Here is a 23,916-nt window from a genome sequence, read left to right on the forward strand (position 1 = left end):
CTCAGGCTCTGGACGACGACTCGCTTCGCGACGCGTGACAGCCAGAACCTTCGAGTCACTCCCCGGAGGGTTCGCCCCAGACGCGGCGGCTGAGGGCGGAGATGTTGCGGTCGAGGTGGTCGATGCGGGTGCCCATCGCGTCGAATCGGGCGTTCATCTCGCCGCGAATCCCATCGAAGCGACCGTTCATCTCGCCGCGCAGTCCGGTCATCTCTCCGCGGAGCCCATTGACGGATGCCGTCACGGTGCGCATCAGCAGTGTGGTCATGATTGTCATGCCGCCGAGCATGATCGTGGTGAACGCTCCGATGAGCGCCCAGCTCTGCGGTTCGGTCATGACGGTCACCCTCTCAGTGTGCGGCACTTTCGCCCAGGATGCGAGGACGAACCGTCTAGGCGGTGGCGCGGGTCACAGTCGTGCACAGTCGGGCCCCGCGGTGTGCTGTGGAGGAATCTGACCTACGGGCGTCCCATGCCGTAGTAGGTCCAGCCGGCGGCGCGCCAGGCGTCGGCATCCAGGCAGTTGCGTCCGTCGACGATGACCCGCCCGTCGGTGAGGGCCGAGACGTGCTCGGGTGACATCTGCCGGCGGTATTCGTCCCACTCGGTCACGACAACCACGGCGTCCGCCGAGCGCAACGCTTCGTCGCGGTCGGCGACGTAGTTCAGCTGCGGATGCTTCGCCTGAGCGTTCGCGATCGCCTCGGGGTCGGTGACCGTCACCCACGCGCCCAGGCCGTGCAGGCGCACGGCGACGTCGAGGGCGGGGGAGTCGCGGATGTCGTCGCTGTGCGGCTTGAACGCGGCACCGAGCACGGTGACGTTCTTCTTGAACACGGATCCACCGAGCCCGTCGACCACGAGCTGCACGGCGCGGTCGCGGCGACGCATGTTGATCTCGTCGATCTGGCGCAGGAACGTGACAGACTCGCCGCGGCCGAGTTCTTCGGCACGGGCCGAGAAGGCACGGATGTCTTTGGGGAGGCATCCGCCACCGAAACCGATTCCGGCGCCGAGGAACTTGCGCCCGATGCGCGCATCGTGGCCGATCGCGTCAGCGAGTTGGGTGACGTCGGCGCCGACGACCTCGGCGATCTCGGCCATCGCGTTGATGAATGAGATCTTGGTCGCAAGGAACGCGTTGGCCGACACCTTCACGAGCTCGGCGGTGGCGAGGTCGGTGACGATGAAGGGCGTCCCCTTGGCGACCGGCGGCGCGTACACCTCTTTGAGGATGTCGACCGCAGCGGCACCGGCATCTGTTGACGGTACACCGACGACGAGTCGGTCAGGATCGATCGTGTCTTGCACGGCCCACCCTTCGCGCAGGAACTCGGGGTTCCATACGAGCGTCGCGCCCGCGGCCTCAACGCGCGGAGTGAGCTCAGCTGCCGTGCCGACGGGAACAGTCGACTTGCCCGCGACGATGTCGCCCTCAGAAAGGTAGGGGAGCAGCCCGTCGACTGCGGCGTTCACATAGGTGAGGTCCGCGCCGTATCCGTCCTTCTGCTGCGGCGTGCCAACCCCGACGAAGTGCACCTTCGCGCCGCGCGCTTCGCTCATGTCGGTCGTGAACCGCAGACGACCGGATGCCACACCCTCGGCAAGGATCTCGGGAAGCCCAGGCTCGAAAAACGGAGCCTCGCCTTTCGAAAGGGCGTCGATCTTGCGCTGGTCGACGTCGATACCGACAACCTCGTGTCCGATCGAGGCCATGGCCGCCGCGTGGACTGCTCCGAGGTACCCGCATCCGATAACAGAAAGCTTCACGGGCATAGCCTAGGGGGCGCTTGTGACGTGGAAGTGACGTGCAGACATCGGGCCTGATCCAGGGCGCGAATGCCGTTGCACGTGATGCTGCCTCGCGATCAGCGACATCGCGGGACAGGCGACACCTTTGTACCCGAGACAATGGAAATATGGCCCATCTTCCCGACGACCTCTACCGCCAGATCGAGGAGTCGATGCCGATCGCATGCGTCGATTTCGTCGCGGTCCGGACTGCGCCCGACGGGACGCCCGAGTACGGCCTGATTCGGCGTCACTCGCCCTATGGTGAGGTCTGGTGTCACTTGGGTGGCCGCATTCAGCGCGGAGAGACGATGGCTCAAGCCCTCCAACGCCATGCCGATGACACGCTCGGAGTCCAGCTGGATCTCCCGCTCGATCCGCAGCCGGTCTACACGTTTCAGTGGTTCCCGGCAGCGGATGCCCCGACCGACGGCACGCCCTATGGGCTCGACGAACGCAAGCACTCGATCGGCATGGCGTTTCTTGCGACTCTCGTCGGTGATCCGACCCCGCGAAACGAGGCCATCGACTTCGCCTGGTTCACCGGCGCGAGCGTTCCCGAAGACCTCTGGCCCGGCTGCGAGCACCTTTTCGCGAAGCTCGGAATCACCCCGCGTCAGTGAGCGGTCTCGCCCGGTGCCAACGCGGCGCGGGCCGTCTTCAGGAGGATCGTGAGGTCGCCGACGAGCGTCCAGTTCTCGACATAGGAAAGGTCAAGGCGCACGCTTTCGTCCCACGACAGAGAGGAACGACCACTGACTTGCCAGAGGCCGGTGATGCCCGGCTTCATCAAGAAGCGGCGGTGTACGTGCTCGGCGTACTGCTCGACTTCGCGGGGCAGCGGCGGACGCGGGCCGACCAGCGACATTGACCCACCGATCACGTTGAACAGCTGCGGCAGCTCGTCGAGGCTGTATTTACGCATGAAGCGCCCGACGCGGGTCACGCGCGGATCGTTCTTCATCTTGAACAGCACCTCATTGCCCGAGTCGCGCTGCTCTTGCAGCAGCCTCTCAAGCAGCTCTTCGGCGTTCGGCACCATCGAGCGGAACTTGATCATCTTGAACGTCTTACCGCCGCGTCCGACGCGCTCCTGTCGGAACAGCACTGGTCCGGTCGATGTCAGCATGATCGCAACCGTCAGCAGAAGCAGGACGGGGCTGACGACTATGACGCCCAGCACCGATGCAACGAGGTCGAACACGCGCTTCGTTACCCGCTGACCGAGTGAGAACCGGGGCGTCTCGACGTGAATCAACGGGAGGCCCGAGACAGGGCGAATATGGATGCGCGGACCGGCGATGTCGGCGATGCTGGGTGCGATCACAAGGTGCTGTTTGCCGGCCTCGAGACCCCAAGAGATCTGCTTGACCTTCGCAGGTGGAAGGTCGTCGGCACTCGTCACCGCAACGGTGTCGGCTCCGGTTGCCAGCAGAGCCCTTTCCACGGAATTGACATTGCCCATGACCGGAATAGTGGTTCCCGAGATGGTGTCACCGACCTTGCCGCTCGGCACGCACGCCCCGGCTACGAGGTAGCCTGCGCGGGGCGTTCGCTGCAGCTCGTGCGCGATCTGCGCCACCGAGCTCTCTGACCCGACCAGAAGCACGCGGTGCATGTAGGAGCCGCTGCGGCGCTTGGCAATCAGCCACTGCCGCCACAGCCATCTCACGAGAATGAGCACGGCGACGCCGAGGGGCAGACTGATCAAGAGGAAGCCGCGCGCGATATTGATCTGAAAGAGAAACGCGATGATCGCGATGACACCGAACAACCGGACGCTCGAATCCACGATCCGGATGTACTCTGCACTCCCGGCGCCGATAACGCGGTGGCTTCGGGAGTCGGCTAGCGAGAGCGCCCAGAACCACACCACCACGAGAATCGCCGATAAAGCCCAGTACGAGACGTCGCTGAAGCGGTGATCTTGCAAGAGCGAAAGCTCTGCGTTTCCTGTGCCGAACCAGAAGATCTGAGTGCCGAACACGACCCAGATGAGCACGACTGCATCGCTAATCCATAGGCGCCGGCTGAAGAGCAGCTGCCACCGCGCATCGGCACGCTTTGCCGGCACAACGACCGAGCCAGTCGAGGTGGTCACCGTGAACGGCGGTGTTGGATCCTTTTCGCCTCGCGCGCGATGCTCCGTCGCATTCGTGCCGTGCTGAACGTCAGCCGTCACAGAGTGCCCTTCGTCGTGGTCCCGATTCCACCCGGGCTGAAGATACCACTCCCGTGTTTCGTCTAGTTGTCGAGTAGCCAACCGGAGTCCGATGTAGGCCGAAAGTAGCTAGGTGCTCGGCGCTCTCACCATCTTGATCGCTGTCTCCGCATGGTTCGCGCATCGACGCATCCTGGGTTTCCCGTTCACCAGTTTCTTTGGTGCAACTTCCATCCTCGTCTCCAGGATCGGGAGCCTGAGGCTGACCCCGAATCCCGGACAGGTGGTTGGTTGGTCAGGCTGCCAGCGCGAGCTGGCGGCGTTCGTACTCTAGTGGGCTGATGTATCCGATGCCGGAGTGGCGGCGGCGAGCGTTGTACCACCCGTCGATCCAGGCGTACGCGCCGCGGCGATGGTGGCGAAGGTGTGCCGGTGGTAGTACTCGTTCTTGAAGGTGGACCAGAACGATTCCGCGGCGGCATTGTCCCAGCACACCCCGGTGCGGCCCATCGACCGCAGCACCCCGAGCTCGGTCGCCGCCTTCGCGAGCTGGCCGCTGGTGTATTGGGTGCCCCTGTCCGCGTGGAACACGACCTTCCGTGGCAGCGCGCCGCGGAGAGCGACCGCTTGCCGGAGAGCGTCCTCGACGAGGTCGGTGTGCAGAGTGTCGGCGACGGTGCGGCCGAGCACCCGGCGGGTGTGACCGTCCCGCACGACGCACAGATACGCCCACCCCTCACCGGTATGCAGATACGTGATGTCCGAGAACCACGCGAGGTCCCGGTCGCCTTGATCGAACTGCCGCTTGACGAGGTCGGGGACGGGGAACGGGTCCTCTCCGCGGACGGTGGTCGGCGGGTGCCAAGTGCGGGGACTGATCCCGGTGATCCCGTCGGCCTGCATCAGCTTCGCGACCGTCTTCCGCGACACCGGGACACCGGCGTCCTGCAGGTCCGCGTGGATCCGCGGCGCCCGGGTCCATCACCGGGACCGCGTCGGGCAGTTCCTCCGCCGCTGCGGTCTTGAACCCGCTGAACCCGTCCATCGCGACGACCTCGATCTGCTTCGACCAGTCCGCAGGCCGTTCAGTAAGCCACTGCTTGAATACCGCCTTGGAGCGGCCCTCGACCATGTCCAACAGCCTGGCCGGGCCTGTTTTCTCGCGCACCGGGGTGAGGTCGATGATCACGGTCACGAACTTCTCACCGAACCGGGTGTGACGCCAGACATGCTCGTCGACTCCGATCGTGGTGACCCCGTCGAACCTGGCCGGATCGTCGACCAGCCGCCGCTTGCCCTCGGCGAGGATCGCGGTGTTCGCTGCGTGCCAGGACACCCCAAGTCCTGCTGCGGCGCGGGAGACGGTGAGGTGGTCGACCACGATCGCCCTCAGCGCCCACTCGAGCCCGCCGTGGGAGATCTTCGCCCGCGGCGGTGCCGCCTTCGTCGTGTCCTGCCGCCAGGTGTGTCGGCAGTGATCGCACCGGTAGCGGCGCACCCGAACCAGCAGCGTCGTCGGCCGGTGCCCGAACGGCTCATGCGCGAGCGGACGCGTGACCGTGTCTCTCGGTACGCCCTCAACGCCGCACTTCCGGCACCACGGGTCGTCGTCAACGACCCGGCACTCCAGCACCGCACGGGCGGGTTCGAGCAACTGGCCAACGACTTCGAGGCCGAGTTCATCGAGGCGGCAGAACGTGGTCAGGTCAGGGGTCGCGAACGTAGAGTGGTGCACGTCGAGGTCTTCCGGCGGATGGTCAGTGTGAGAACTTCCATCCTGGAAGACCTCGACCTCTATCCGCGAACCAGCCGCCGACCCTCCACTACACCCTCAACTGCGAAGAGCCACTTTGACTTCGACGATGACCTGTTGCGCATCGAGGGGCTGGTTTCCGGCGTCTCGGTTGATCGCCTGAGAGTGAATTCTGTGCCGGTCGGCAGAGCCGGTATTCGTATTTCCCGTGGCATGGAGGCAGACGGGATCACGCCTAATGAGGGCATGATTCCCGCGGGGCTATCCTTCGACCAGATGCACGCCGTGAATTACTGGGGAGACTTGATCTTCGTTGACGGCGTGAAAGACATGTCGATTCGTGGCTACATTGATCCCGACGAGTCGAAAGAGTTGGGCCAACAGCTTGTAATCCGCGACGCGTCCACTGCAGTACAGCGCCGAGTTGTTCTCGATGCGATGCCCTGGACGCCTTCCGGCAGGATCACGACCCCGGCCGCTGTGGCCGACAAGGTTGATGTTCGAAACGGTGCCTAGGAAGGTGGTATTCCGATTCCACCGAGCGCCTTCTCGAGCTGTTCAGTCAGGGATCTCGAGTAGGTTGCGGTGATGTGGTTGGAGTCTCGGTACACGAGAACGTTCCCAATCACCGCGGCGCACTGAGCCTCGGGGCAGATCCACTCGTTGAGATCGACAGTTTGGACACCGAGCGCGGTTGCGGCGGCTCTCTGCTTCTCGCTTCCATTCGAGGACAGTGCATCGGAGCGGTCGACGGCGCACCTCGTGAGCACTTCAGGGTTCGCTGCGACGCACTCGGGGACATCTATGCCGGGGCGCGGGGTGTCCAGAATAAACGCGAGTGGTACGCCGGCAGCCCGCAGCTCGCTCCACGCACCCTCGTACGCGTCGGTGATATCACCGTCGGCCGCGCTGTGGGCAGCCCCGCTAAGGATGACGAAGTCAGGTCTTTGCGGACCGGTCAACTGGGCAAGCCCGGTCTGCCCCCACTCGTAGCATTCCTGATACGGCGCGCCGTTAAGCACGTTTGGTGCGGATAGGAGCGGGCAGTTTGACTTCGTGTAGGTTTCAAGGCGCCAACCGTTGCGTTTGGGGTGTGACACTTCTTGTAGACGGTCGTTACCAGGAAGGAACGACAGGCAGAGATGTCTACGAATCGCAGGAAGTTCACTGAGGAGTTCAAGGCCGACGCGGTCCAGCTCGTCGTGCAGGGCGGCCGCCCGATCGCGCAGGTCGCGCGGGAGTTGGAGATCAACGAGAGCTCGCTCGGGTACTGGGTGAAGGCGTATCGGGCCCAGCACCCCGACCCGGAGACGGCGCCGCCACCGGTGGAGGCCGCGCGGATCGCACGGTTGGAAGCGGAGAACCGGCGGCTCGCGGAGGAGAACGCGTTCTTGAAAAAAGCCGCGGCCTTCTTCGCGAAGGAGCAGCGGTGAGCGAGAAGTTCACGCTGATGCACGCGGAGAAGGCCACCTTCACGATCGAGCTGATGGCGCGCCTGCTCAGCGTCTCACGCGCCGGCTACTACGCGTGGGCGAAGCGGCGGGACACGATCCCGCCGACCACGGCGCGGAGGGTGTGGCTGTCTGGTGTGATCACGCAGATCCACGACGACTCGCACGGGGTGAACGGGTTCCGGCGGGTGCTCGCCGAATTGTCTCGCCGCGGGATCGCCGCGTCGGAGGGTCTGGTCCGCAAGATCATGCGGGAGGCGGGGATCTTCGGGATCCAGCCCCGCTCCAAGAAGCGCACCACGATCCCCGCCGACGACGTGGTGACCCGCCCCGATCTGCTCAAGCGGGACTTCACCGCCGACCGGCCCGGGGTCCGCTTCGTCGGCGACATCACCTACCTGCGCACCGGGGAAGGGTGGCTGTATCTGGCGACGGTGATCGACCTGTTCAACCGTGAGGTCGTGGGCTGGTCGATGGCTGAGCACATGCGCACCGAGCTGATCGGCGACGCCCTCACGATGGCCCATACCCACGGGCGCATCGAGTCGGGCGCTCTGTTCCACTCGGACCGCGGAAGCCAGGGCGGATTCAACCGGTCGTCGCAACACCTCGATCGTGGAGGTGTTCAGCAGTGGCGACGAAGTACTGGTCTGCGAAGACGAGCGAGGTTCCGGAAGGGGCTCGACGCCAGTGGCGTGCGGACAGGGCGTTGCGGCCGCCGATGCGCTCGCCTGGGCGGCCGGAGCCCTCGCGGGCGGTTCAGCGGCAGTTCTGGCGTCTGATCGCGACGGGCATCAACTCGGCCGAGGCGGCACTGAAGGTGGGCGTGTCTGTGCCTGTCGGGAGCCGTTGGTTTCGTCACGCTGGCGGCATGCCACCGATCTCCCTGACCGAACCCTCCGGCCGTTACCTGTCCTTCGAGGAGCGCGAGGAGATCGCGCTGCTACGCGCCAAGCAGGTCGGGGTGCGTGAGATCGCGCGCAGGATCGGCCGCGACCCCGGGACGATCTCGCGCGAGTTGCGCCGCAACGCCGCCACCCGCGGCGGGAAGCCGGAGTATCGGGCGTTGGTGGCGCAGTGGAAGGCGCAGCAGGCGGCGAAGCGTCCGAAGGCGGCGAGGCTCGCGAGCAACGACAGGTTGCGTGAGTACGTCCAGGAGCGCCTTGCCGGCAACGTCCGCCGGCCGGACGGCAGCATCGTCGTCGGGCCGGAGCCGCCGGCATGGAAGGGGCTGAACAAGCCGCATCGGCAGGACCGACGATGGGTGACCGCGTGGAGTCCGGAGCAGATCTCGCAGCGGCTGAAGGTCGACTTCCCGGATGATGAGTCCATGCGCATCAGCCACGAGGCGATCTACCAGTCGCTGTTCATCCAGGGTCGTGGTGCGCTCAAACGCGAGCTCGTCACCTGCCTGCGAACCGGCCGTGCGCTCCGCCGGCCGCGGGCTCGAGCGCAGAACCGCCCGCAGGGGCATGTCACTGCGGATGTCGTTTTCTCCGAGCGCCCTGCGGAGGCTGCGGACCGCGCCGTCCCCGGGCATTGGGAAGGTGATCTGATCATCGGCACGGGCAGGTCCGCGATCGGCACGATCGTCGAACGCAAGAGCCGTTCCACCCTGCTGGTCCACCTGCCGCGGCTGGAAGGCTACGGCGAGACGCCGCCGGTGAAGAACGGCCCGGCGCTGGGCGGCTACGGCGCCGTTGCGATGAACGCCGCGCTGATCGCGTCGATGACGAAGCTTCCCGAGCAGCTCCGCAAGACGCTCACCTGGGATCGCGGCAAGGAGCTCTCCGTGCATGCTCAGTTCACGATTGAGACGGGCACGAAGGTGTTCTTCGCGGATCCTCACTCGCCGTGGCAGCGGCCGACGAACGAGAACACCAACGGGCTGCTGCGTCAGTACTTCCCGAAGGGCACGGACCTCTCACGGTGGTCCGCCGAAGACCTCGAAGCCGTTGCCCTCGCGCTCAACAACAGGCCCCGCAAGAGCCTCGACTGGCGCACTCCCGCCGAGGTATTCGAGGAGCAGCTACGCTCACTCCAACAACCTGGTGTTGCATCGACCGGTTGAACCCAGGCAGTACACCTCTGACGAGTACGCCAAGCTCGCGGGCCGTTTCGGGGTGCGGTTGTCGGTGGGAAGGACCGGGGTGTGCTGGGACAACTCGGTCGCCGAATCGTGGTTCTCGATGCTCAAGAACGAGATGTACTACCGGCAGTCCTTCGCGACCCGGCGGCGAGCGAGATTCGCCGTGATGCAGTACATAGAGGTGTTCTACAACCGCCGCCGGCTGCACTCCACCCTCGGCTACCGCACCCCCGCCGAGACCCGGGCCGCCTACTACGCCCAGACCGCAACCGCGGCCTGAAATCCACAAAGAGATCGTCTACGAAGCTTGACACAGCCCAGTTCGGCAAGAATCGCAAGAGCGGGCTCCCACTACGCGGCATGAGAGTCCCCGACGAGCGCGACGGTGAAATCTGAGGCCGGATCGCCAAACACACACGCTTCGAAACTTGTTTCATTTGCCTCCTGGTGGCAGCCCTGTGAGTAGATCGCGGGGTTGTCCTTCGACGCTGCTACTGCGGACGGCGCGAACACGGCCACAGTGTCCACGGGTACACCGACCGATGGGTCTTCGGCGAGAAGCTCCGCGCCGACCGGAGCAGGTTGACCAACCTCCGACGTCCCGTCCAAGACGAACTTCGATGCAGTCACCGGTGCTGGCTGAGGGATGAGCAGAATACCCATTCCGAATATCGCCGATAGCACTGCGAGCACGACGCCGAAGGTGAGGGAATTCGCGATGCTCGCTTTGATGAAGTCCCATTCCCGAATCGGGTTTTCGATGAACTTGTAGCTCATCCATGAAGGCAAGAACGCTAAACCGACGATGAGGAGGCCTTGCCAGAATTCCAGCGAACCACCGAGTAGGTAGGTGCCGATCACGATCATCGGCCAATGCCACAGGTACAACGAATAGGAAATGTCTCCGGTCCAGCGCATGAAGCCTAGACCGAGCACCGCCCCTACGCCTGTGGTATCCCGGCTACCCATACCGCCGACGATGATGGCCGCTGCGCCGAGCGTGGGTAGGAGCGCAGCAAACCCAGGGAACGGCGTGGCAGAGCTGTAGAACACGCATGCGGCCAGGATCGCGGTCAGCCCGGCCCACCCGAGGACGAAGCCAAGGAGGCGCGGGATTTGTTCAAGGTAGATCGCGAACACGGCGATTGACGCCCCGATGCCGAGCTCCCACAGTCGTGTCGTCGTCACGAAATAGGCGGGCCCAGGCTGAGCGAAGGTAAGAAACACCGAGTACGCCAGTGAGGGCAACGTGAGGACGAGGATACCCAGCTCGATGTAACGGCGCACGCGTGACTCTTCAATCGTGCGGGCCCTGCTTCCTCGCGCACGCTTGAAGCGCGCTGCGAGGAAGAGGAGCGCGATGAGTAGGAGCGGCCATACGATGTAGAACTGTTCCTCGACGGCGAGTGTCCAGAAATGCTGAAGTGGGCTCGGCGCGACCTCCGCGTTGAGGTAGTTGACGTTCGCTGCGAAGATCCAGTTCACGAAGTAGAAGGCGCTGCCCACGACTTCCCACCCGATGGACTCCCACCGGGTACGGGGCAGGATCATCACCGTCGCAATGGCCGTCACAACAAGGACGATCGTCGCAGCAGGGAGGATGCGACGTATTCGTCGAGCGTAGAAGTCGCCGAGATCGATTCTCCCTCGACTGATGCTCTCGCGAAGAAGCATGCCCGTGATGAGGAACCCAGAGATTACGAAGAAGACGTCGACACCGACAAAGCCTCCCGGCAAGAAGGGTGCCCCCGCGTGGTAGAGCAACACGGCGCCCACAGCAATCGCCCGAAGCCCCTGGACATCGGGTCGGAACGACTTCTTGACGGCAGGAACCTTGCTTGCCCGTTTGTAGTCCTGAGCTACCGCGACACCAGCAGACATGGTGAACCCCTTACTCCCTGGGAGAAGCATAGAGAAGGCATGTAACGCGCGCGTCACGAGGGGCTACAACCCGGCTGCCCCAGAGAGAGGGTTCCAGCTACCGCGGCGGGCCAAGCAGACCGCCGTTGAACTTGGGTTCGACCCTGTCACGCTCTCGATCTGGGCCGACCAGGCGGCATATGTAATGGCCCTACTACCGGTATCACATCGTCGGAATCTGTGGAGCTGCGCGCCAGCCAGTCCGCCGGTTAGGTTGGTCGGGGCTCGTCGCCATCACTCCGGCCCGGACGATGCCTGCACGTGCCTCGCAAAGAAGAACGTCCATGCTGCTCCGATCCACTGACCGATGCAGAAGCCCCAGGCGGCTCCAACCACGTCAAAAGTAGCTGCACCGACGATGGTGGCGAGCGGGATCGAGACCACACCCACCGCGCGCAAGTATCCAATTCGGCGGAGTCGCCCCTCGGACTTGAGCTTCGTGACGATGAGGTATGTTGCCTGACTTGCAACCTGCGAGAGGGTGAAAGGAACGACAATTGAACGCACCACATCCCAGCTCTCCCCAAGCACCAGGTCGCCGACATCCGATGGGGTGACGAGTAGCACGAGGCCGTATGCGATCGTTCCCAGTACGGCTAGCGACTGAGCGCCCCACTCCCTCGTCGGTCCCTCACTCGGGGGAGTATCTGACCTATGGCGACGGCCGATAACCAACGACCGGTGGGCGGTGAGCGCCAGCTGAAGCGGGCGGAACAAAGTCGCCGCGCCACGTAGAGCCGCGACTGCGCTTGGTGAGCCCACAAAGCCTGCTGCAAGCTGGGACAGCTGAACAACAGCTGGCTGCATCGCATATTCGGTGAGTGAGGGGAACGAATGCTGGTGATGCCAGAGCAGATTATGCTCTGGGGACCTGACCCGAACCGGAGGAGCCAATACGAAGCACGAGGCAATTCCTCCGAAAGACCAGAGCGCTGTTACCGCAAGTAGAACGTTGATATCGGCAGGTATAAACAATGCGGCCACTGTCGGCGCGAGCCATATTGTGTCAGCGAGGAGCACCGCCGGGGAGCGAAGCCGGGACAAGAGGACGATTCGTGCGGCGTCTTGAATGAGGTGAAATGGCAGCCCCAGCGCAATGAGCGCGACCCATATCCAGTTCGTACTGGCAGGTACCAAGAGCGATACTGTCGTCATGAGAGCCAGAAACGGAAGCGCGAACCCCAAGGCTAGAACGAACACGTAGTGGCGGAGCGTGCGGAGCAGATTTTCGATTGCCGATTCGCTCGAAAGACGCACAGCAAGTGTTTCACCAATCGACGCGCGGCCGGCCCCGAGGATAAGAGTGTAGACGAGCGTCACCGAAGCAAACAGAGCGAACTGATCTACTGACACCTGCCGCGCAACTGCGATCGCGGGCAAGAAATTGCTGAGGGAGTATATGTACTGGTCTGCGGCGCCGGCAGCAGTTCTTAGCGCACGCGGTAACCGCTTCTTCATCCCTTGGCGCCTCGATGGCTGTATACAGAGCAGTCGCAATCTAGACCATGCATTAGGCGTGCCAAGCCGCGCGCGTTGGGAGCGAAGTCAGTGCTTGCACGCGCTCCGCCTGCTCTCCCACTAGCGTCACAAGCGCATCTTCCCCCTCGCTGTCATATTCGGGAGCCTCGGATGACCTAAGCGGAGAGATAGCCTTAGCAGCTCCAGTTCTCACGAACTCGGGGGCTCGTTGCGCGAGCCAGGATGACCTAGCGGCCTCCATTGCTCGGCCGAACCAGGGGCTACGAAACGCTTGTGCTTGGTTTCGGCGCGCGATTGATGCACCCCGGCGTGGTGTCATCTCTATGTGGTCGCCGATACGTTCGATGAGCGACGCGTTATCGCGCAGATCAGTTTCGTAAAGCAGAAAAAGGGTTCGTGCCCTCCATTCACCAAGCGCTTCGATCTGCGAAGCGTACTCCCCTTCGGCGCGGTAGTGCCAGATATGCGGCCAACCGCTGGCGATTCGCTCTTTCTCGAGATCAAGCGCGCTAGCAAGAGTTTCCGCCTCGAATCCTCTCGCGCGCAAGTAGCGGTACGCCGAAACCGCGCGTTCTCGCGGGTTCCGGAGCACCGCAATGAGCCGGGCCGAGGGAAAGTGCTCGTTGAGAGCCTCCGCAGTCTGCTTGGCGTAGTAAAGCGAGCTAGTCGAGCCGTCCACGAAGCCACTCGGCGGCCAGCTACGGAAGCGCCGTCGAAACTCCGATATGGTGTGGTCGCGGCTCCTGTCAAACACGGCTCCGCTCGGGCCCAGCGACTTGGCGGGTATGCCGTTCGCTGCGAGAAAGTGTGACTCCTTTCCCTTCGCGAGCTCTAGCTCGAAGGCATCAGCAACCAATTCTGCGATCGCAGTTGTTCCTGCCCTTGCAGCACCAATTACAAAAATCTGATTCACGTATGTGCCCTTCTATATCGATGGAACCGGGCTAGAGCTGGCGGCGCCACGCGGTTCTTCTTTCTGAGTAGGAGGATGTACACGACTGGAACCAATATCCATACAACGGCGCGCGCGAAGAACTCAGCGTCGAGCCCCGCCTTGAAAACGACGAGGGACCACAGCGCAGCAAGTTCGATACCCACGTTAGCGTCCAGCTTGGATGCGGCTAGAAGAACCATCCGTGCCGCGAGTACGGTTAGTATCGCCCCCAAGGGTATGCCCACGACGCCAAACAGGAGATACCAATCGCCCGGCGCGCCCACTGGCCAGCCATTCACTCTAGATGGCTCATACTGCTGCCGAAGCCACTTGCCGATCGAACTCAAGTCTGGCTTGTCCGGCCAGATTGCGCTCGGTATTACGGACGTGCTCTGTTCAAAGAAGACGAACCGTGAGGGTTTTACCACAAATCGATCGGAGTCCCTTACTACTAGACTGAAACCGTCGTAGTAAATCGCGTTCAGAGCTTTCGAGAACTCTGCCTGGTTCACTGCGTTCACTGCTGTAGCGAGTGTTTCATCGCGAAGAGCCTTTAGCCAAAGCGCGATCTGAGGAACGAGTACCGCGGCGGCGGCGAGAATCATGAGGAGTCGCGCCGAGAAGCGGGCTCGAATGCGCATCCGCATGATCGCCCCGATGACGAGAGCGAGCAGGCCGGCTACGATCGGCGTCCGCGAACCGAGCAGGAAAAATGCAAAAAAGGATAGGAGTAGCGCGGCTATCCCGACAACCCCTGGCTGACGCTGACTGATTACATCAGAGCGAATTCTCCAGAGGGCTACAACTAGTAGGATCGAGGGCAGTGCGAGGTAGATTCCCGTACCGCCTCCTTCAGCGTCACCTATGCGTGCAGCCCTCTGCACGGCAGCGAAACCGCCGCCGCTCACTAGCAGCCATATGACCATCGCGCCCACCGCTAAGGCGGCTGGCCAAACGGCGATCTGAGTGACCCTCGGTTCATTCGGCGCGGAGCGAGACGGAGCAGCATTCCATGTCTCTTGGCTGATCCTTCCGATGGGAGTGGCCAGGATGCAAACGATCCATAGACAGACCAGCAGATCAACCGCCGAATAAAGCGCCGACGACTCTGCGTCGAAGAGGTATGGCGGTTCGGCGGGTTCCCATCCTGTCGCGAGGATCACGGATCGGAGGGTGTAAAAATTGGCGATGGAGACGCCGATGCCGAACAGAACCGGATCTCGGCGACGGTAAGCTTCGACTAGCTGGACAGCCGTGAGAAAGACAAGCAGCCAGGTCGTCATCAGGTGCGTCGTTTTCTCGATTGCGCAGCTTGCGCCGCGTACATTAGCTCCCAGTGAGCCTGTGCGATTGCAATGTCGTCCCGCGGAACGCTGGAACGGGCGGCCATAGCAAGTCGGCGCCGAAGCTCGAAATCGCCAGCCAGTCGGCGCAATGCTATAGCGAGAGACGCTTCGTTACGCGGCTCAGCAAGTAAGCCGTTGTAGCCGTCGGTTATCCACTCGGCTGGTCCTCCCTCATCCATCCCGATAGTTGGAAGGCCCATCTTGAGGTACTGCAGCACGTTTTGCCCCAATGGCTCCGGCCGCACGGAAGCTTGAACGGCAATGTCCAAAGACCGCAGTAGTGAACTGACATCGTCTATGTGGCCAACAAAGTCGACTCGATCATCGATGCGCAGGGACGACGCTAGCGAGTGTAGCTCCCCAAGGTAGTCTTCCTCGCCGAATAGTGTTCCTCCGGCGAGTACAAGGCGGACCCGATCGTCGGGAAACGCGCTGGCGAACGCCTTCATGAGCAGGTGCTGACCCTTCCACGGTGTCAACCTGGCGACCATTCCCACGGCCTGAACATTCTGGCGCACCTCGACTTGACGTACCGCCTCGTCGAGTCCGATCGGGCTCGGCACAACGGCGCTTGGGACGCCCGCCCTTATCGACGCGGATGCGCTCTGTAGGGTTGCACGCGAGTTCGCGAGTACTCCGTTTGCCCGCCGAAGCGCGACCCTTCGATATAGGGCCTCTCCGACCCGACCCAGGGTTGCCGAGTCAACCCTGTCTCGAAGATGCACAATGAGCGTCTTCTTGGTGCCGAGGCATGCAATGGCGCCATACAGCCCGGATCGTGTCGAGTTCGCGTGGACGATCCTGGACTTCTTGAAGACCGCGTCGCCGCGAAGGGACAGCGCCATTCGCAACACCGTGTACGCAAACCGCGCTGAGCCGAAGAACTTGGCTCTCGAAGCACCGGGCTCTTGGCTCGGACCGACGGGCCTTATGTGCGCGGAGACGCTCGCAAAAACCCCTGTGCTGCCCGTGTTGGGGATGAACACCGTACGCACCTCAGGACCTGGCAACTCCATGAGACGTCGCAGCGCCAACTCGGCACCGCCGGGAGCTGAAGCATGGTCCAGGTGAGCTATCGGCCCCACTGACTCGTCGCGTGCGAGAGGTGGAGGTGCGGAATGGGCCGACATCACGCGGATCCGATTAGGTTGCGCATCTTCTGGTCGAATTTGGCGGCATCGAACGCTCGCGCAGCCTTAGATCCTGCTTGTCTGTCGACCGCAATAGCAGCGTTCACGGCCGCGCGAAGCGATGAGTCCGACCCTTCGTGAAAGGTAGCACCGCCGCCAGTTGCCGCTACCGTCTCATTCGCGCCCCCGACTACGTTGACGACCACAGGTGCGCCCGCTGCGATCGCTTCGACAGGCATAATGCCGAAGTCCTCTACTGGAGGAAAAACATACGCCAGTGAACGCTGGTACAGCGCAAACAGCATGTTGTCACTTGGTCTTGAGAGAATCCGCACGGGCACTCTTGCCTGAGTAGCCAAATCCCGTAGTGCCGCCTCGTCGGGTCCCGATCCCGCGAGTACAACGGGAAGATTTGTTAGCTCGCCAGCCCTAACAACGAGGTCGAGGCGTTTGTAGGGCACAAACCTCGAGGCCCCAAGCAGGAACTCGGCCGGAAGGGAGTCGAGGACGGCTGCCTCCTCGGGATCTACTTGCGCAGTCCAGTCCGGAACAGCCTGAATTCGAGCGACATCGACTGGCGGATGCACTACCACGGCTTCGCGTCCCCAGGATTCCGCGATGCGTCTGGCGATGAAGTGGCTATTCGCAATGGGCACATCGACATTCTGGGCGGCCCTCCTGTCTACTGCCTGGAGTGGCCGCCGCGCGACACGCGCGAGCAGGCTATTGCCTCGCCGATCATACTCGGGCGCCCAAATGTAACGCGCGGGTGTGTGGATATACGCGAAACTCGTCGCCCTAGAGCCCCGCCCGGAGGCCGCATGGTGGGCGAATAGGTGCGAACTCGCTAGCACCCAATCATGACTGTCATTCGCGACCCGCAGCCAAGTTGGCAACATTGCCGGCAGCGCCAGGTGCTTGGTGCGGCGTAGCGGCGTGCGCGCGATCCAGCTCTCTCGCACATCTCGGTCGGAGTAGCGTGCGCCTCTGGTGTCATCCCACAGGCAGAAGACATCAGCGGCAGGAAAGAGTTCTACGAATCGGTCGAGTACCTTCTCGGCTCCACCGTGTGGCTCAATCCACTCGTGCGCGATGAGACCCACCATGGTTTGTAATCCCCTGTCTAGAGACAGCTCAGATCTCAGTGATCGTGCCCGCGCCCACGGTGCGGTTGGTCGACTCATTGATTAGCACGAACGCGCCCGTCGTCCTGTTGCGGACGTACTCATCTGCCACGAGCGGCGTCGTCGTACGTAGCTTCACGCGACCGATTGAGTTGAGACCGAGCTCGCTCGCCATCTCCGTGCGGTGGAGCGTGTTGACGTCGAGCTCGTAGGAGATTTCCTTCACAACGGCGCGCGCTGCGCGGGTCGTATGGAGGATCGACAGCTTCTGGCCGACCGTCAGCGGAACGTCGTCCATCCAGCAGACCATGGCGTCGATGTCCTGAGTGACTTCGGGGTGATTGCCCTTGCGGCAGATCACGTCGCCGCGCGAGATGTCGATGTCGTCAGCGAGACGCACGGTGACCGACATCGGCGGGAACGCCTCGTCGACCGGACCGTCGGCGGTGTCGAGGCCGACGATCTTCGACGAGAGGCCGCTCGGCAGTACGAGAATCTCGTCACCGATCTTCATGACGCCGCTGGCTACCTGGCCGGCGTACCCGCGGTAATCCCGGTGCGCGCTCTGCTGGGGGCGAATGACGTACTGCACCGGGAAGCGAACGTCCTGCAGGTTGCGGTCGCTCGCGATGTAGACGTTCTCGAGGTGGTGCATGAGAGACGTGCCCTCGTACCAGGGCATGTTCTCGGAGCGGTTCACGACGTTGTCGCCGGCGAGCGCCGACAGGGGGATCGCCGTCATGTCGGTGATGTTGAGCTTCGACGCGAACGCGAAGAACTCATCACGGATCGACTCGAAGACCTCTTGCGACCAGTCGACGAGGTCCATCTTGTTCACGGCGAGCACGATGTGCGGCACGCGCAACAGCGACGCGATGGTGGCGTGGCGGCGGCTCTGCTCGAGCACACCCTTGCGGGCATCCACCAGCACGATCGCAAGATCTGCCGTCGATGCGCCGGTGACCATGTTGCGCGTGTACTGCGCGTGGCCCGGGGTGTCGGCGATGATGAACTTGCGCTTGGGAGTCGCGAAGTAGCGGTAGGCGACATCAATGGTGATGCCCTGCTCGCGCTCGGCGCGCAGACCGTCGGTCAGCAGGGAGAGGTCGGCGTACTCGTCGCCGCGGGCCTTGCTCGTTGCCTCAACACTCTCGAGCTGGTCTTCGAAAATCGACTTCGAGTCATACAGCAGACGGCCGATGAGCGTGCTCTTGCCGTCGTCGACCGAACCAGCGGTCGCAAATCGCAGCATGTCCATGTTTAGAAGTACCCCTGCTTCTTCCGGTCTTCCATCGCGGCCTCGCTGACCTTGTCGTCACCGCGGGTCGCACCACGCTCGGTGACGCGCGTCGCTGCCACTTCTTCGATGATCAGGTCGACGGTGTCGGCATCCGATGCCACCGCCGCCGTCAGGGTCGCGTCACCGACGGTGCGGTAGCGCACCTTGCGGGTCTCGACGACCTCGCCTTCCCTGGGAATGCAGAACTCGTTCGCGGCGAACAGCATGCCGTTGCGCACGAAGACGTCGCGGTCGTGAGCGAAGTAGATCGACGGGATGTCGACGCCGTACTCGCCGATGTACTGCCAAATATCGAGCTCGGTCCAGTTCGACAGCGGGAACACGCGGATGTTCTCGCCGGGGTGCACGCGTCCGTTGTAGAGGCTCCAGAGCTCGGGGCGCTGGTTCTTCGGGTCCCACTGACCGAACTCGTCGCGGAACGAGAAAACGCGCTCCTTGGCGCGCGCCTTCTCTTCATCGCGGCGCGCGCCGCCCATGCACGCGTCGAACTGGTTCTTCTCGATCGTGTCGAGCAGCACGGGCGTCTGGATCCGGTTCCGAGAACCGTTCGGCTCCTCACGAACTGTGCCCTTGTCGATCGCTTCCTGCACCGACCCGACGACCAGTCGGATGCCGTGCTTCTCGACGATCGAGTCCCGGAACTCGAGCACCTCGGGGAAGTTGTGACCCGTGTCGACGTGCACAATCGGGAAGGGGATCGGCGCCGGGTGGAAGGCCTTCATCGCCAGGTGCAGCAGCACGATGGAGTCCTTGCCGCCTGAGAAGAGCAGCGCCGGATGTTCCATCTGCGCGACGACCTCGCGGATGATGTGGATCGACTCAGCCTCCAGAATCTGGAGCTGGCTGAGCGCGTACTGATTAGGCGATGTCACTCCGATGCCTTCCGTTCAGCGTTCGCGATGGCCTCGAGAATCTGCGCCGCGAACTCCGGGCGGCAGACGACGAGGTCGGGGAGGTAGGGGCTTTCTTGGTTGTAGACGAGGGGGCTTCCGTCGAGGCGAGAGGTGTGCAGACCCGCCGCGCGGGCAACCGCGACCGGAGCCGCCGAGTCCCACTCGTATTGTCCGCCACCATGGACGTAAGCATCCACTTCGCCCGTCACGACGGCACACACCTTGACGCCCGCCGACCCCATCGCGACGAGCGTGGCGCCGAGGGTTTCGGCAACCGCGTTCACGATCTCCGGCGGCCGGGAACGGCTCACGGCGATGCGGATCGGTCCCTCAGGGCGCGCCGGGGGAGCGGGAACAGTAGCGCTCGAGAGCACGGTGTCAGGCCCGCCGAGGGCTACCGCGCCGAGGGCAAGCTCGCCATCCTGCCAGAGGGCGACGTGCACTGCCCAGTCATCGCGGCTCTCGGAGAACTCGCGCGTGCCGTCAAGGGGGTCGATGATCCAGACGCGGTCTGCCGACAGCCGCTCAGCAGTGTCTTTCGCCTCTTCGCTCAGCACGGCGTCGCCCGGCGCTTCGGCGTCGAGACGCCCAGCGATGTGCGCCTGCGCGGCAGCGTCTCCCGCGTCTTTGAGCGCGCGAAGATCATCGCCGAGGAACTCTCGGCGAGTGGTGATCAGGACTTCGGCGGCCGTACGTGCGATCGATTCTGCGAGCGTTGAGTCGCTCGATGGTGCTTGTGTCATTGGTCGCTTTCCCGATGGCTGACCGTACGCTGAGCGACCTTACCGTAAGCGTGTGTCGTCAAACGAACGCCGGGTCTCTCCCGCGTTACGCGTACGTAACAGGCCATAATCGGGTATGCGCATCTCAGCCCGAGCGGACTATGCCGTCCGCGCGACCGTCGCGATCGCGCAGGCCGACGATGAGGTCATTTCGGCAGATGCCGTAGCCGAGTCGCAGGGGATTCCCGGGAGCTTTCTCGAAGGCATTCTGACCTCGCTGCGGCGGGCCGGAATCGTCACCAGTCGGCGTGGTGCTGCCGGCGGGTATCGGCTCGCGCTGGCTGCGTCGACGGTGTCGGTCGCTGACGTCATCCGTGCCGTTGATGGGCCCCTCGTCTACGTGCGGGATGCGCGGCCGTCGGACGTCGACTACGCCGAGGAGCAAGAGGCTCTCGCAACACTGTGGGTTGCGTTGCGGGCGAACGTGCGCGCTGTGCTCGAGGCGACAACGATCGCCGACCTTGCCGCGGGCAGCCTGCCCGCGTCTGTGCAGGCGCTCGCTGACGAGCCTCGCGCCTGGCTGAACGCTTCTTCTCTCGGCGACTGACCGGTTCTCGAACTGTTCATTTGCGCACTAGGTCCTTCGTGTGTCTTAATACCCACTAATCCAGTCGGATTTATCGGGAAGAGGCATCGAATGCAAACCCTGCTCTTGCTCGCGGTCGTCGGTTTCGCCGCTCAACTCGTCGACGGCGCGCTGGGCATGGCCTACGGCGTCACCTCGACGACCCTTCTGCTGCTCATCGGCGCGAGCCCCGCCGCCGCGAGCGCCTCCGTCCACCTTGCCGAGATCGGCACGACCCTCGCGTCGGGAATCTCGCATTGGAAGTTCGGCAACGTCGACTGGAAAGTCGTCGCCAAGGTCGGCATCCCCGGCGCGATCGGCGCGTTCCTCGGTGCGACGCTGCTCTCGAACCTGTCGAGTGAGGCGGCCCGACCCCTGATGAGCGGCATCCTGCTCGCGCTCGGCCTGTACGTGCTCGTGCGCTTCACGTTCCGGGCGCTTCCCAAGCCCGACGGATCCAGGCCGCTTCGCCTGCGGTTCCTGGCTCCCCTTGGTCTGTTCGGCGGTTTCATCGATGCGACCGGTGGAGGCGGATGGGGGCCCGTCGGAACGCCGGCGCTGCTTGCCAGCGGCCGAATGGAACCGCGCAAAGTCATCGGCACGATCGACACGAGCGAATTCCTGGTCGCCGTCTCGGCCAGCGTCGGGTTCTTCATCGGCCTCGGTTCTCAAGGCTTCGATATGGCGTGGGTCCTCGCGCTGCTCATTGGGGGCCTTGTCGCCGCCCCGGTCGCAGCCTGGCTCGTGCGCATCATGCCGCCCCGCCTTCTCGGCTCGCTCGTGGGCGGCATGATTGTCTTCACAAACACCCGCACGATCATGCTCGGCGTTGACCAGACGGGCGGGCTGCTGACCTGGTGGGTGCTCGGTGGGGTGATCGTGCTGTGGGTCGGTGCCGTGTGGATCTCGGTGCAGGCCGTGCTGAACGACCGCCGTCTTGCTCGACGTGACCAGGCGCCCGAGCGCACGCTGGCCGAGAGTGCCGAGTGAAGACATGCGCGAAGAATTGACGAGCTGTTAACACGGCTCAACTTGCCTCCGCGGCATCCGTGCCGTTGAATACCGACTAATCCGGTCGGAATTTACGAGGGGGCACCGCATGGATTGGGGACTTGCCCTTGCGGGTCTCGGAATCGGAATCGTCGTCGGCTTGACCGGCATGGGCGGTGGCGCCCTCATGACGCCCGTGCTCGTGTTGTTCTTCGGTGTCTCGCCGCTCACCGCCGTCTCGAGCGACCTCATCACGAGCGCCTTCATGAAGCCCGTCGGCTCGATCGTGCACATGCGGCACGGCACCGTGCACTGGAAGATCGTGCTCTGGCTGGTTGTCGGATCCGTGCCCGCCGCGTTCTCGGGTGCCCTGATCATCAGTGCGATCGGGCCGATGGAAGAAGTCAACAACTTCGTCAAGACCGCGCTCGGCGTCGTGTTGCTCATCGCGTCGGCGCTGCTGATCGTGCGCGCCTACATCGCCATGCGAACCCACGCGCGCATCATGCGCGGTGAAGAGATTGCTCAGCCCGAAGTCGCCGACAAAGACATCAAGGTCAAGATCGTCATCACGGTCATCGTCGGCATCGTCGGGGGCCTCATGGTGGGCCTCACCTCGGTGGGGTCCGGATCGTTCATCATCATCACGCTGATGGCCCTGTATCCGATGCTCTCGGCCAACCGACTCGTCGGCACCGACCTCGTGCAGGCCGTGCCGCTCGTGATCGCGGCGGCCGCCGGCCATCTGCTCTACGGCGACGTCGACTGGGGAATCGTGTGGCCGCTCACGATCGGCGCGATCCCCGGCGCATACTTCGGTGCCCGGCTCTCATCGCGGGTCTCTGGAACCATCGTTCGACGCGCTCTGGCGCTCGTGCTGCTCGCAGCCGGCCTCAAGATGCTCAAGGTCTCGAACGAGTGGACCCTCATCCTCGTCATCGGGGCGTTCGTGATCGGTACGCTGGGCTGGATGTATCTGCGCACCCGCCACGGACTCAAGCCCACGCAGCGCCAAGAGAAGCGCGCTCGCGAACTACAAGAGACCCCGAGCGGCGACACCGAGTCGCCCTCGTGACCGCCCGCATCACGCTGAGCCCGGCTGGAGTCGCCGAGCTCGAGCTCGTGCTCGCCGGTGGCCTCGGACCGGTCTCCTACGCATCTGCCGGCGCCGGCGGCCGCCTACGCGTGACTGAGGCTCTCGCGAGCGGCACCGTGGAGCTGCTCGACCAGGAGGGCACGCCCCTCGCCGCCGTCGAGGCCGCTGATGACGTTGCCGAGGGCGAATGGCTCGTCGGATCGGCGACACAGCTTCGTCCCTTCGGCCACCAACTGCACCGCGACCGGCGCATCGCCGCTGACGCACCCCGCGCCGCGAGTGCCGTGGTGGTGCTCGGCGACCTTCCCGGTGACGATGACCCCCGCTGGGGATCTCTGGGCGACCGGCCGCTCGTCGTACTGGACACCGGCCATCATGCAGCGGCGCTGAGTCGCGATGTGCGTCACGCGCTCGCGGCAGGTCGTGACGTGCGGGTTCTTCCCGCCCCCGACGCCGCGCTCCGATCCGCCGACGAGTGGCGCAGCGCTGTCACCGCTGCTGCCCGCGCGCTCGTCGCCGACGAGATCGAGGTCTGGGACACCGAACGAGCCGTCGGTGATGGTCTCGTCATCCTGCTCACTGGGCTGTCGGGATCCGGAAAGTCCACGATCGCGAAGCTTCTCGCTGAACGGCTCGGCGAGGTCGACGAGCGCACTGTCACGCTTCTCGATGGCGACGAGGTGCGCCTCATCCTCTCGTCCAAGCTCGGCTTCTCGCGCGAGGACCGCCTCATGAACGTGCGCCGGATCGGCTGGGTCGCGGCGCTCATCGCCAAGCACGGTGGCATCGCCGTGTGCGCCCCCATCGCGCCGTACACGGAGATGCGGGCTGAGATGCGAGAGCGAGCCGAGAACGTCGGACGGTTCATGCTCGTCCACATCTCCACGCCGCTCGAGGTCTGCGAAGCGCGCGACCGCAAGGGCCTCTACGCGAAGGCTCGCGCCGGCGAGATTCCGCAGTTCACCGGAATCAGCGACCCCTACGAAACGCCCACGGATGCCGACCTTGCGATCGACGCCAGTGTGGTGAGCCCGGACGACGCCGTGGATCAGATCGTCGCCGCGCTGCCGCGCTGACGATCGCCGCTCCCCTTGGCGCGGCTATGCGGGCGC

The 23,916-nt window shown here is 63.8% G+C and carries 21 protein-coding genes and 3 pseudogenes; 9 read left to right on the plus strand and 15 right to left on the minus strand.

Annotated features, from left to right (window positions below; translation table 11 throughout):
- Window positions 1–55 precede the first annotated feature (55 nt).
- Together MICSW_RS02345 and MICSW_RS02350 are read right to left on the minus strand one after the other, a co-directional pair.
- On the minus strand, window positions 56–337 hold the full coding sequence (locus tag MICSW_RS02345; RefSeq protein WP_464496632.1) for a hypothetical protein: 282 nt from the start codon (window positions 335–337) through the stop codon (window positions 56–58).
- Window positions 338–459: 122 nt separating this feature from the next.
- A complete protein-coding gene (locus MICSW_RS02350; RefSeq protein WP_464496633.1) occupies window positions 460–1,770 on the minus strand; it encodes a UDP-glucose dehydrogenase family protein in 1,311 nt (436 codons plus the stop codon).
- 149 nt (window positions 1,771–1,919) lie between these two features.
- On the opposite strand from MICSW_RS02350, the gene MICSW_RS02355 reads away from it, so the two are divergent.
- Window positions 1,920–2,414, plus strand: coding sequence for a DUF4916 domain-containing protein (locus MICSW_RS02355; RefSeq protein ID WP_464496634.1), 495 nt, complete (start codon window positions 1,920–1,922; stop codon window positions 2,412–2,414).
- Here the strand turns inward: MICSW_RS02355 and MICSW_RS02360 are convergent.
- From MICSW_RS02360 to MICSW_RS02370, 3 genes and pseudogenes are all read right to left on the minus strand, one after another.
- The gene (locus tag MICSW_RS02360; protein ID WP_464496635.1) at window positions 2,408–3,973 is read right to left on the minus strand and encodes a sugar transferase; all 1,566 of its coding nucleotides are present in this window, start codon (window positions 3,971–3,973) and stop codon (window positions 2,408–2,410) included. The genes MICSW_RS02355 and MICSW_RS02360 overlap by 7 nt on opposite strands.
- A gap of 309 nt (window positions 3,974–4,282) precedes the next feature.
- Complete coding sequence (locus MICSW_RS02365; RefSeq protein WP_464498476.1) at window positions 4,283–4,915, minus strand: IS3 family transposase; 633 nt, start codon at window positions 4,913–4,915, stop codon at window positions 4,283–4,285.
- 10 nt (window positions 4,916–4,925) lie between these two features.
- Window positions 4,926–5,687 (minus strand): annotated as a pseudogene (locus MICSW_RS02370) (ISL3 family transposase); the annotation flags it as partial.
- On the opposite strand from MICSW_RS02370, the gene MICSW_RS02375 reads away from it, so the two are divergent.
- Window positions 5,682–6,221, plus strand: a complete 540-nt coding sequence (locus MICSW_RS02375) for a hypothetical protein (protein ID WP_464496636.1) — start codon at window positions 5,682–5,684, stop codon at window positions 6,219–6,221. The pseudogene MICSW_RS02370 and the gene MICSW_RS02375 overlap by 6 nt on opposite strands.
- Here MICSW_RS02375 and MICSW_RS02380 read toward each other — a convergent pair.
- Complete coding sequence (locus MICSW_RS02380) at window positions 6,218–6,805, minus strand: SGNH hydrolase domain-containing protein (RefSeq protein WP_464496637.1); 588 nt, start codon at window positions 6,803–6,805, stop codon at window positions 6,218–6,220. The genes MICSW_RS02375 and MICSW_RS02380 overlap by 4 nt on opposite strands.
- Before the next feature lie 42 nt (window positions 6,806–6,847).
- On the opposite strand from MICSW_RS02380, the pseudogene MICSW_RS02385 reads away from it, so the two are divergent.
- From MICSW_RS02385 to MICSW_RS02395, 3 genes and pseudogenes are all read left to right on the plus strand, one after another.
- Window positions 6,848–7,734 (plus strand): annotated as a pseudogene (locus MICSW_RS02385) (IS3 family transposase); the annotation flags it as partial.
- Window positions 7,735–7,877: 143 nt separating this feature from the next.
- The gene (locus tag MICSW_RS02390) at window positions 7,878–9,227 is read left to right on the plus strand and encodes an IS30 family transposase (RefSeq protein WP_464496638.1); all 1,350 of its coding nucleotides are present in this window, start codon (window positions 7,878–7,880) and stop codon (window positions 9,225–9,227) included.
- A gap of 10 nt (window positions 9,228–9,237) precedes the next feature.
- Window positions 9,238–9,525 (plus strand): annotated as a pseudogene (locus MICSW_RS02395) (integrase core domain-containing protein); the annotation flags it as partial.
- Window positions 9,526–9,596: 71 nt separating this feature from the next.
- On the opposite strand, the gene MICSW_RS02400 reads toward MICSW_RS02395, so the two are convergent.
- The 9 genes from MICSW_RS02400 to MICSW_RS02440 all read right to left on the minus strand — a co-directional run bounded on the left by MICSW_RS02400 (window position 9,597) and on the right by MICSW_RS02440 (window position 20,114).
- Entirely contained in the window at window positions 9,597–11,183 is a 1,587-nt protein-coding gene (locus MICSW_RS02400) for an acyltransferase family protein (RefSeq protein ID WP_464496639.1), read from the minus strand.
- A 216-nt stretch (window positions 11,184–11,399) separates the two neighbouring features.
- Window positions 11,400–12,623, minus strand: a complete 1,224-nt coding sequence (locus tag MICSW_RS02405; protein ID WP_464496640.1) for an MATE family efflux transporter — start codon at window positions 12,621–12,623, stop codon at window positions 11,400–11,402.
- A 52-nt stretch (window positions 12,624–12,675) separates the two neighbouring features.
- Window positions 12,676–13,557 carry a sulfotransferase domain-containing protein gene (locus MICSW_RS02410; RefSeq protein WP_464496641.1) on the minus strand — a complete coding sequence of 294 codons (882 nt, stop codon included), beginning with the start codon at window positions 13,555–13,557 and terminating at the stop codon, window positions 12,676–12,678.
- The gene (locus MICSW_RS02415; RefSeq protein WP_464496642.1) at window positions 13,554–14,861 is read right to left on the minus strand and encodes a hypothetical protein; all 1,308 of its coding nucleotides are present in this window, start codon (window positions 14,859–14,861) and stop codon (window positions 13,554–13,556) included. Before MICSW_RS02415 ends, MICSW_RS02410 begins: the two co-directional genes overlap by 4 nt.
- Entirely contained in the window at window positions 14,861–15,910 is a 1,050-nt protein-coding gene (locus MICSW_RS02420; RefSeq protein WP_464496643.1) for a glycosyltransferase, read from the minus strand. Before MICSW_RS02420 ends, MICSW_RS02415 begins: the two co-directional genes overlap by 1 nt.
- Window positions 15,911–16,053: 143 nt before the next feature.
- The gene (locus MICSW_RS02425; RefSeq protein ID WP_464496644.1) at window positions 16,054–17,238 is read right to left on the minus strand and encodes a glycosyltransferase; all 1,185 of its coding nucleotides are present in this window, start codon (window positions 17,236–17,238) and stop codon (window positions 16,054–16,056) included.
- Window positions 17,189–18,436, minus strand: a complete 1,248-nt coding sequence (locus MICSW_RS02430; protein ID WP_464496645.1) for a sulfate adenylyltransferase subunit 1 — start codon at window positions 18,434–18,436, stop codon at window positions 17,189–17,191. The genes MICSW_RS02425 and MICSW_RS02430 overlap by 50 nt, the downstream gene beginning before the upstream one ends.
- Window positions 18,437–18,438: 2 nt before the next feature.
- A complete protein-coding gene (gene cysD / locus MICSW_RS02435) occupies window positions 18,439–19,350 on the minus strand; it encodes a sulfate adenylyltransferase subunit CysD (RefSeq protein ID WP_464496646.1) in 912 nt (303 codons plus the stop codon).
- Window positions 19,347–20,114: a 3'(2'),5'-bisphosphate nucleotidase CysQ gene (locus MICSW_RS02440; RefSeq protein WP_464496647.1), complete on the minus strand. Its 768-nt coding sequence runs from the start codon at window positions 20,112–20,114 to the stop codon at window positions 19,347–19,349. The genes cysD and MICSW_RS02440 overlap by 4 nt, the downstream gene beginning before the upstream one ends.
- 115 nt (window positions 20,115–20,229) lie before the next feature.
- Here MICSW_RS02440 and MICSW_RS02445 point away from each other — a divergent pair, with 115 nt between their 5' ends.
- The 4 genes from MICSW_RS02445 to cysC all read left to right on the plus strand — a co-directional run bounded on the left by MICSW_RS02445 (window position 20,230) and on the right by cysC (window position 23,880).
- Window positions 20,230–20,700: an RrF2 family transcriptional regulator gene (locus MICSW_RS02445; protein WP_464496648.1), complete on the plus strand. Its 471-nt coding sequence runs from the start codon at window positions 20,230–20,232 to the stop codon at window positions 20,698–20,700.
- 90 nt (window positions 20,701–20,790) lie between these two features.
- Window positions 20,791–21,708: a sulfite exporter TauE/SafE family protein gene (locus tag MICSW_RS02450; RefSeq protein WP_464496649.1), complete on the plus strand. Its 918-nt coding sequence runs from the start codon at window positions 20,791–20,793 to the stop codon at window positions 21,706–21,708.
- A gap of 109 nt (window positions 21,709–21,817) precedes the next feature.
- A complete protein-coding gene (locus tag MICSW_RS02455) occupies window positions 21,818–22,783 on the plus strand; it encodes a sulfite exporter TauE/SafE family protein (RefSeq protein ID WP_464496650.1) in 966 nt (321 codons plus the stop codon).
- Window positions 22,780–23,880: an adenylyl-sulfate kinase gene (gene cysC / locus MICSW_RS02460; protein WP_464496651.1), complete on the plus strand. Its 1,101-nt coding sequence runs from the start codon at window positions 22,780–22,782 to the stop codon at window positions 23,878–23,880. The genes MICSW_RS02455 and cysC overlap by 4 nt, the downstream gene beginning before the upstream one ends.
- The last annotated feature ends 36 nt before the right edge of the window (window positions 23,881–23,916 follow it).

This window comes from Microbacterium sp. SW12 (genome assembly GCF_055391095.1).

Excerpts from the sequence above, each read along its gene's own strand:
- MICSW_RS02345 (WP_464496632.1), bottom strand. The coding sequence starts at position 337 with ATGACCGAACCGCAGAGCTGGGCGCTCATCGGAGCGTTCACCACGATC.
- MICSW_RS02355 (WP_464496634.1), top strand. The coding sequence starts at position 1,920 with ATGGCCCATCTTCCCGACGACCTCTACCGCCAGATCGAGGAGTCGATG.
- MICSW_RS02390 (WP_464496638.1), top strand. The coding sequence starts at position 7,878 with ATGCGCTCGCCTGGGCGGCCGGAGCCCTCGCGGGCGGTTCAGCGGCAG.
- MICSW_RS02405 (WP_464496640.1), bottom strand. The coding sequence starts at position 12,623 with ATGAAGAAGCGGTTACCGCGTGCGCTAAGAACTGCTGCCGGCGCCGCA.
- MICSW_RS02415 (WP_464496642.1), bottom strand. The coding sequence starts at position 14,861 with ATGACGACCTGGCTGCTTGTCTTTCTCACGGCTGTCCAGCTAGTCGAA.
- MICSW_RS02425 (WP_464496644.1), bottom strand. The coding sequence starts at position 17,238 with ATGAGTCGACCAACCGCACCGTGGGCGCGGGCACGATCACTGAGATCT.
- MICSW_RS02430 (WP_464496645.1), bottom strand. The coding sequence starts at position 18,436 with ATGGACATGCTGCGATTTGCGACCGCTGGTTCGGTCGACGACGGCAAG.
- MICSW_RS02440 (WP_464496647.1), bottom strand. The coding sequence starts at position 20,114 with ATGACACAAGCACCATCGAGCGACTCAACGCTCGCAGAATCGATCGCA.
- MICSW_RS02445 (WP_464496648.1), top strand. The coding sequence starts at position 20,230 with ATGCGCATCTCAGCCCGAGCGGACTATGCCGTCCGCGCGACCGTCGCG.
- MICSW_RS02450 (WP_464496649.1), top strand. The coding sequence starts at position 20,791 with ATGCAAACCCTGCTCTTGCTCGCGGTCGTCGGTTTCGCCGCTCAACTC.
- MICSW_RS02455 (WP_464496650.1), top strand. The coding sequence starts at position 21,818 with ATGGATTGGGGACTTGCCCTTGCGGGTCTCGGAATCGGAATCGTCGTC.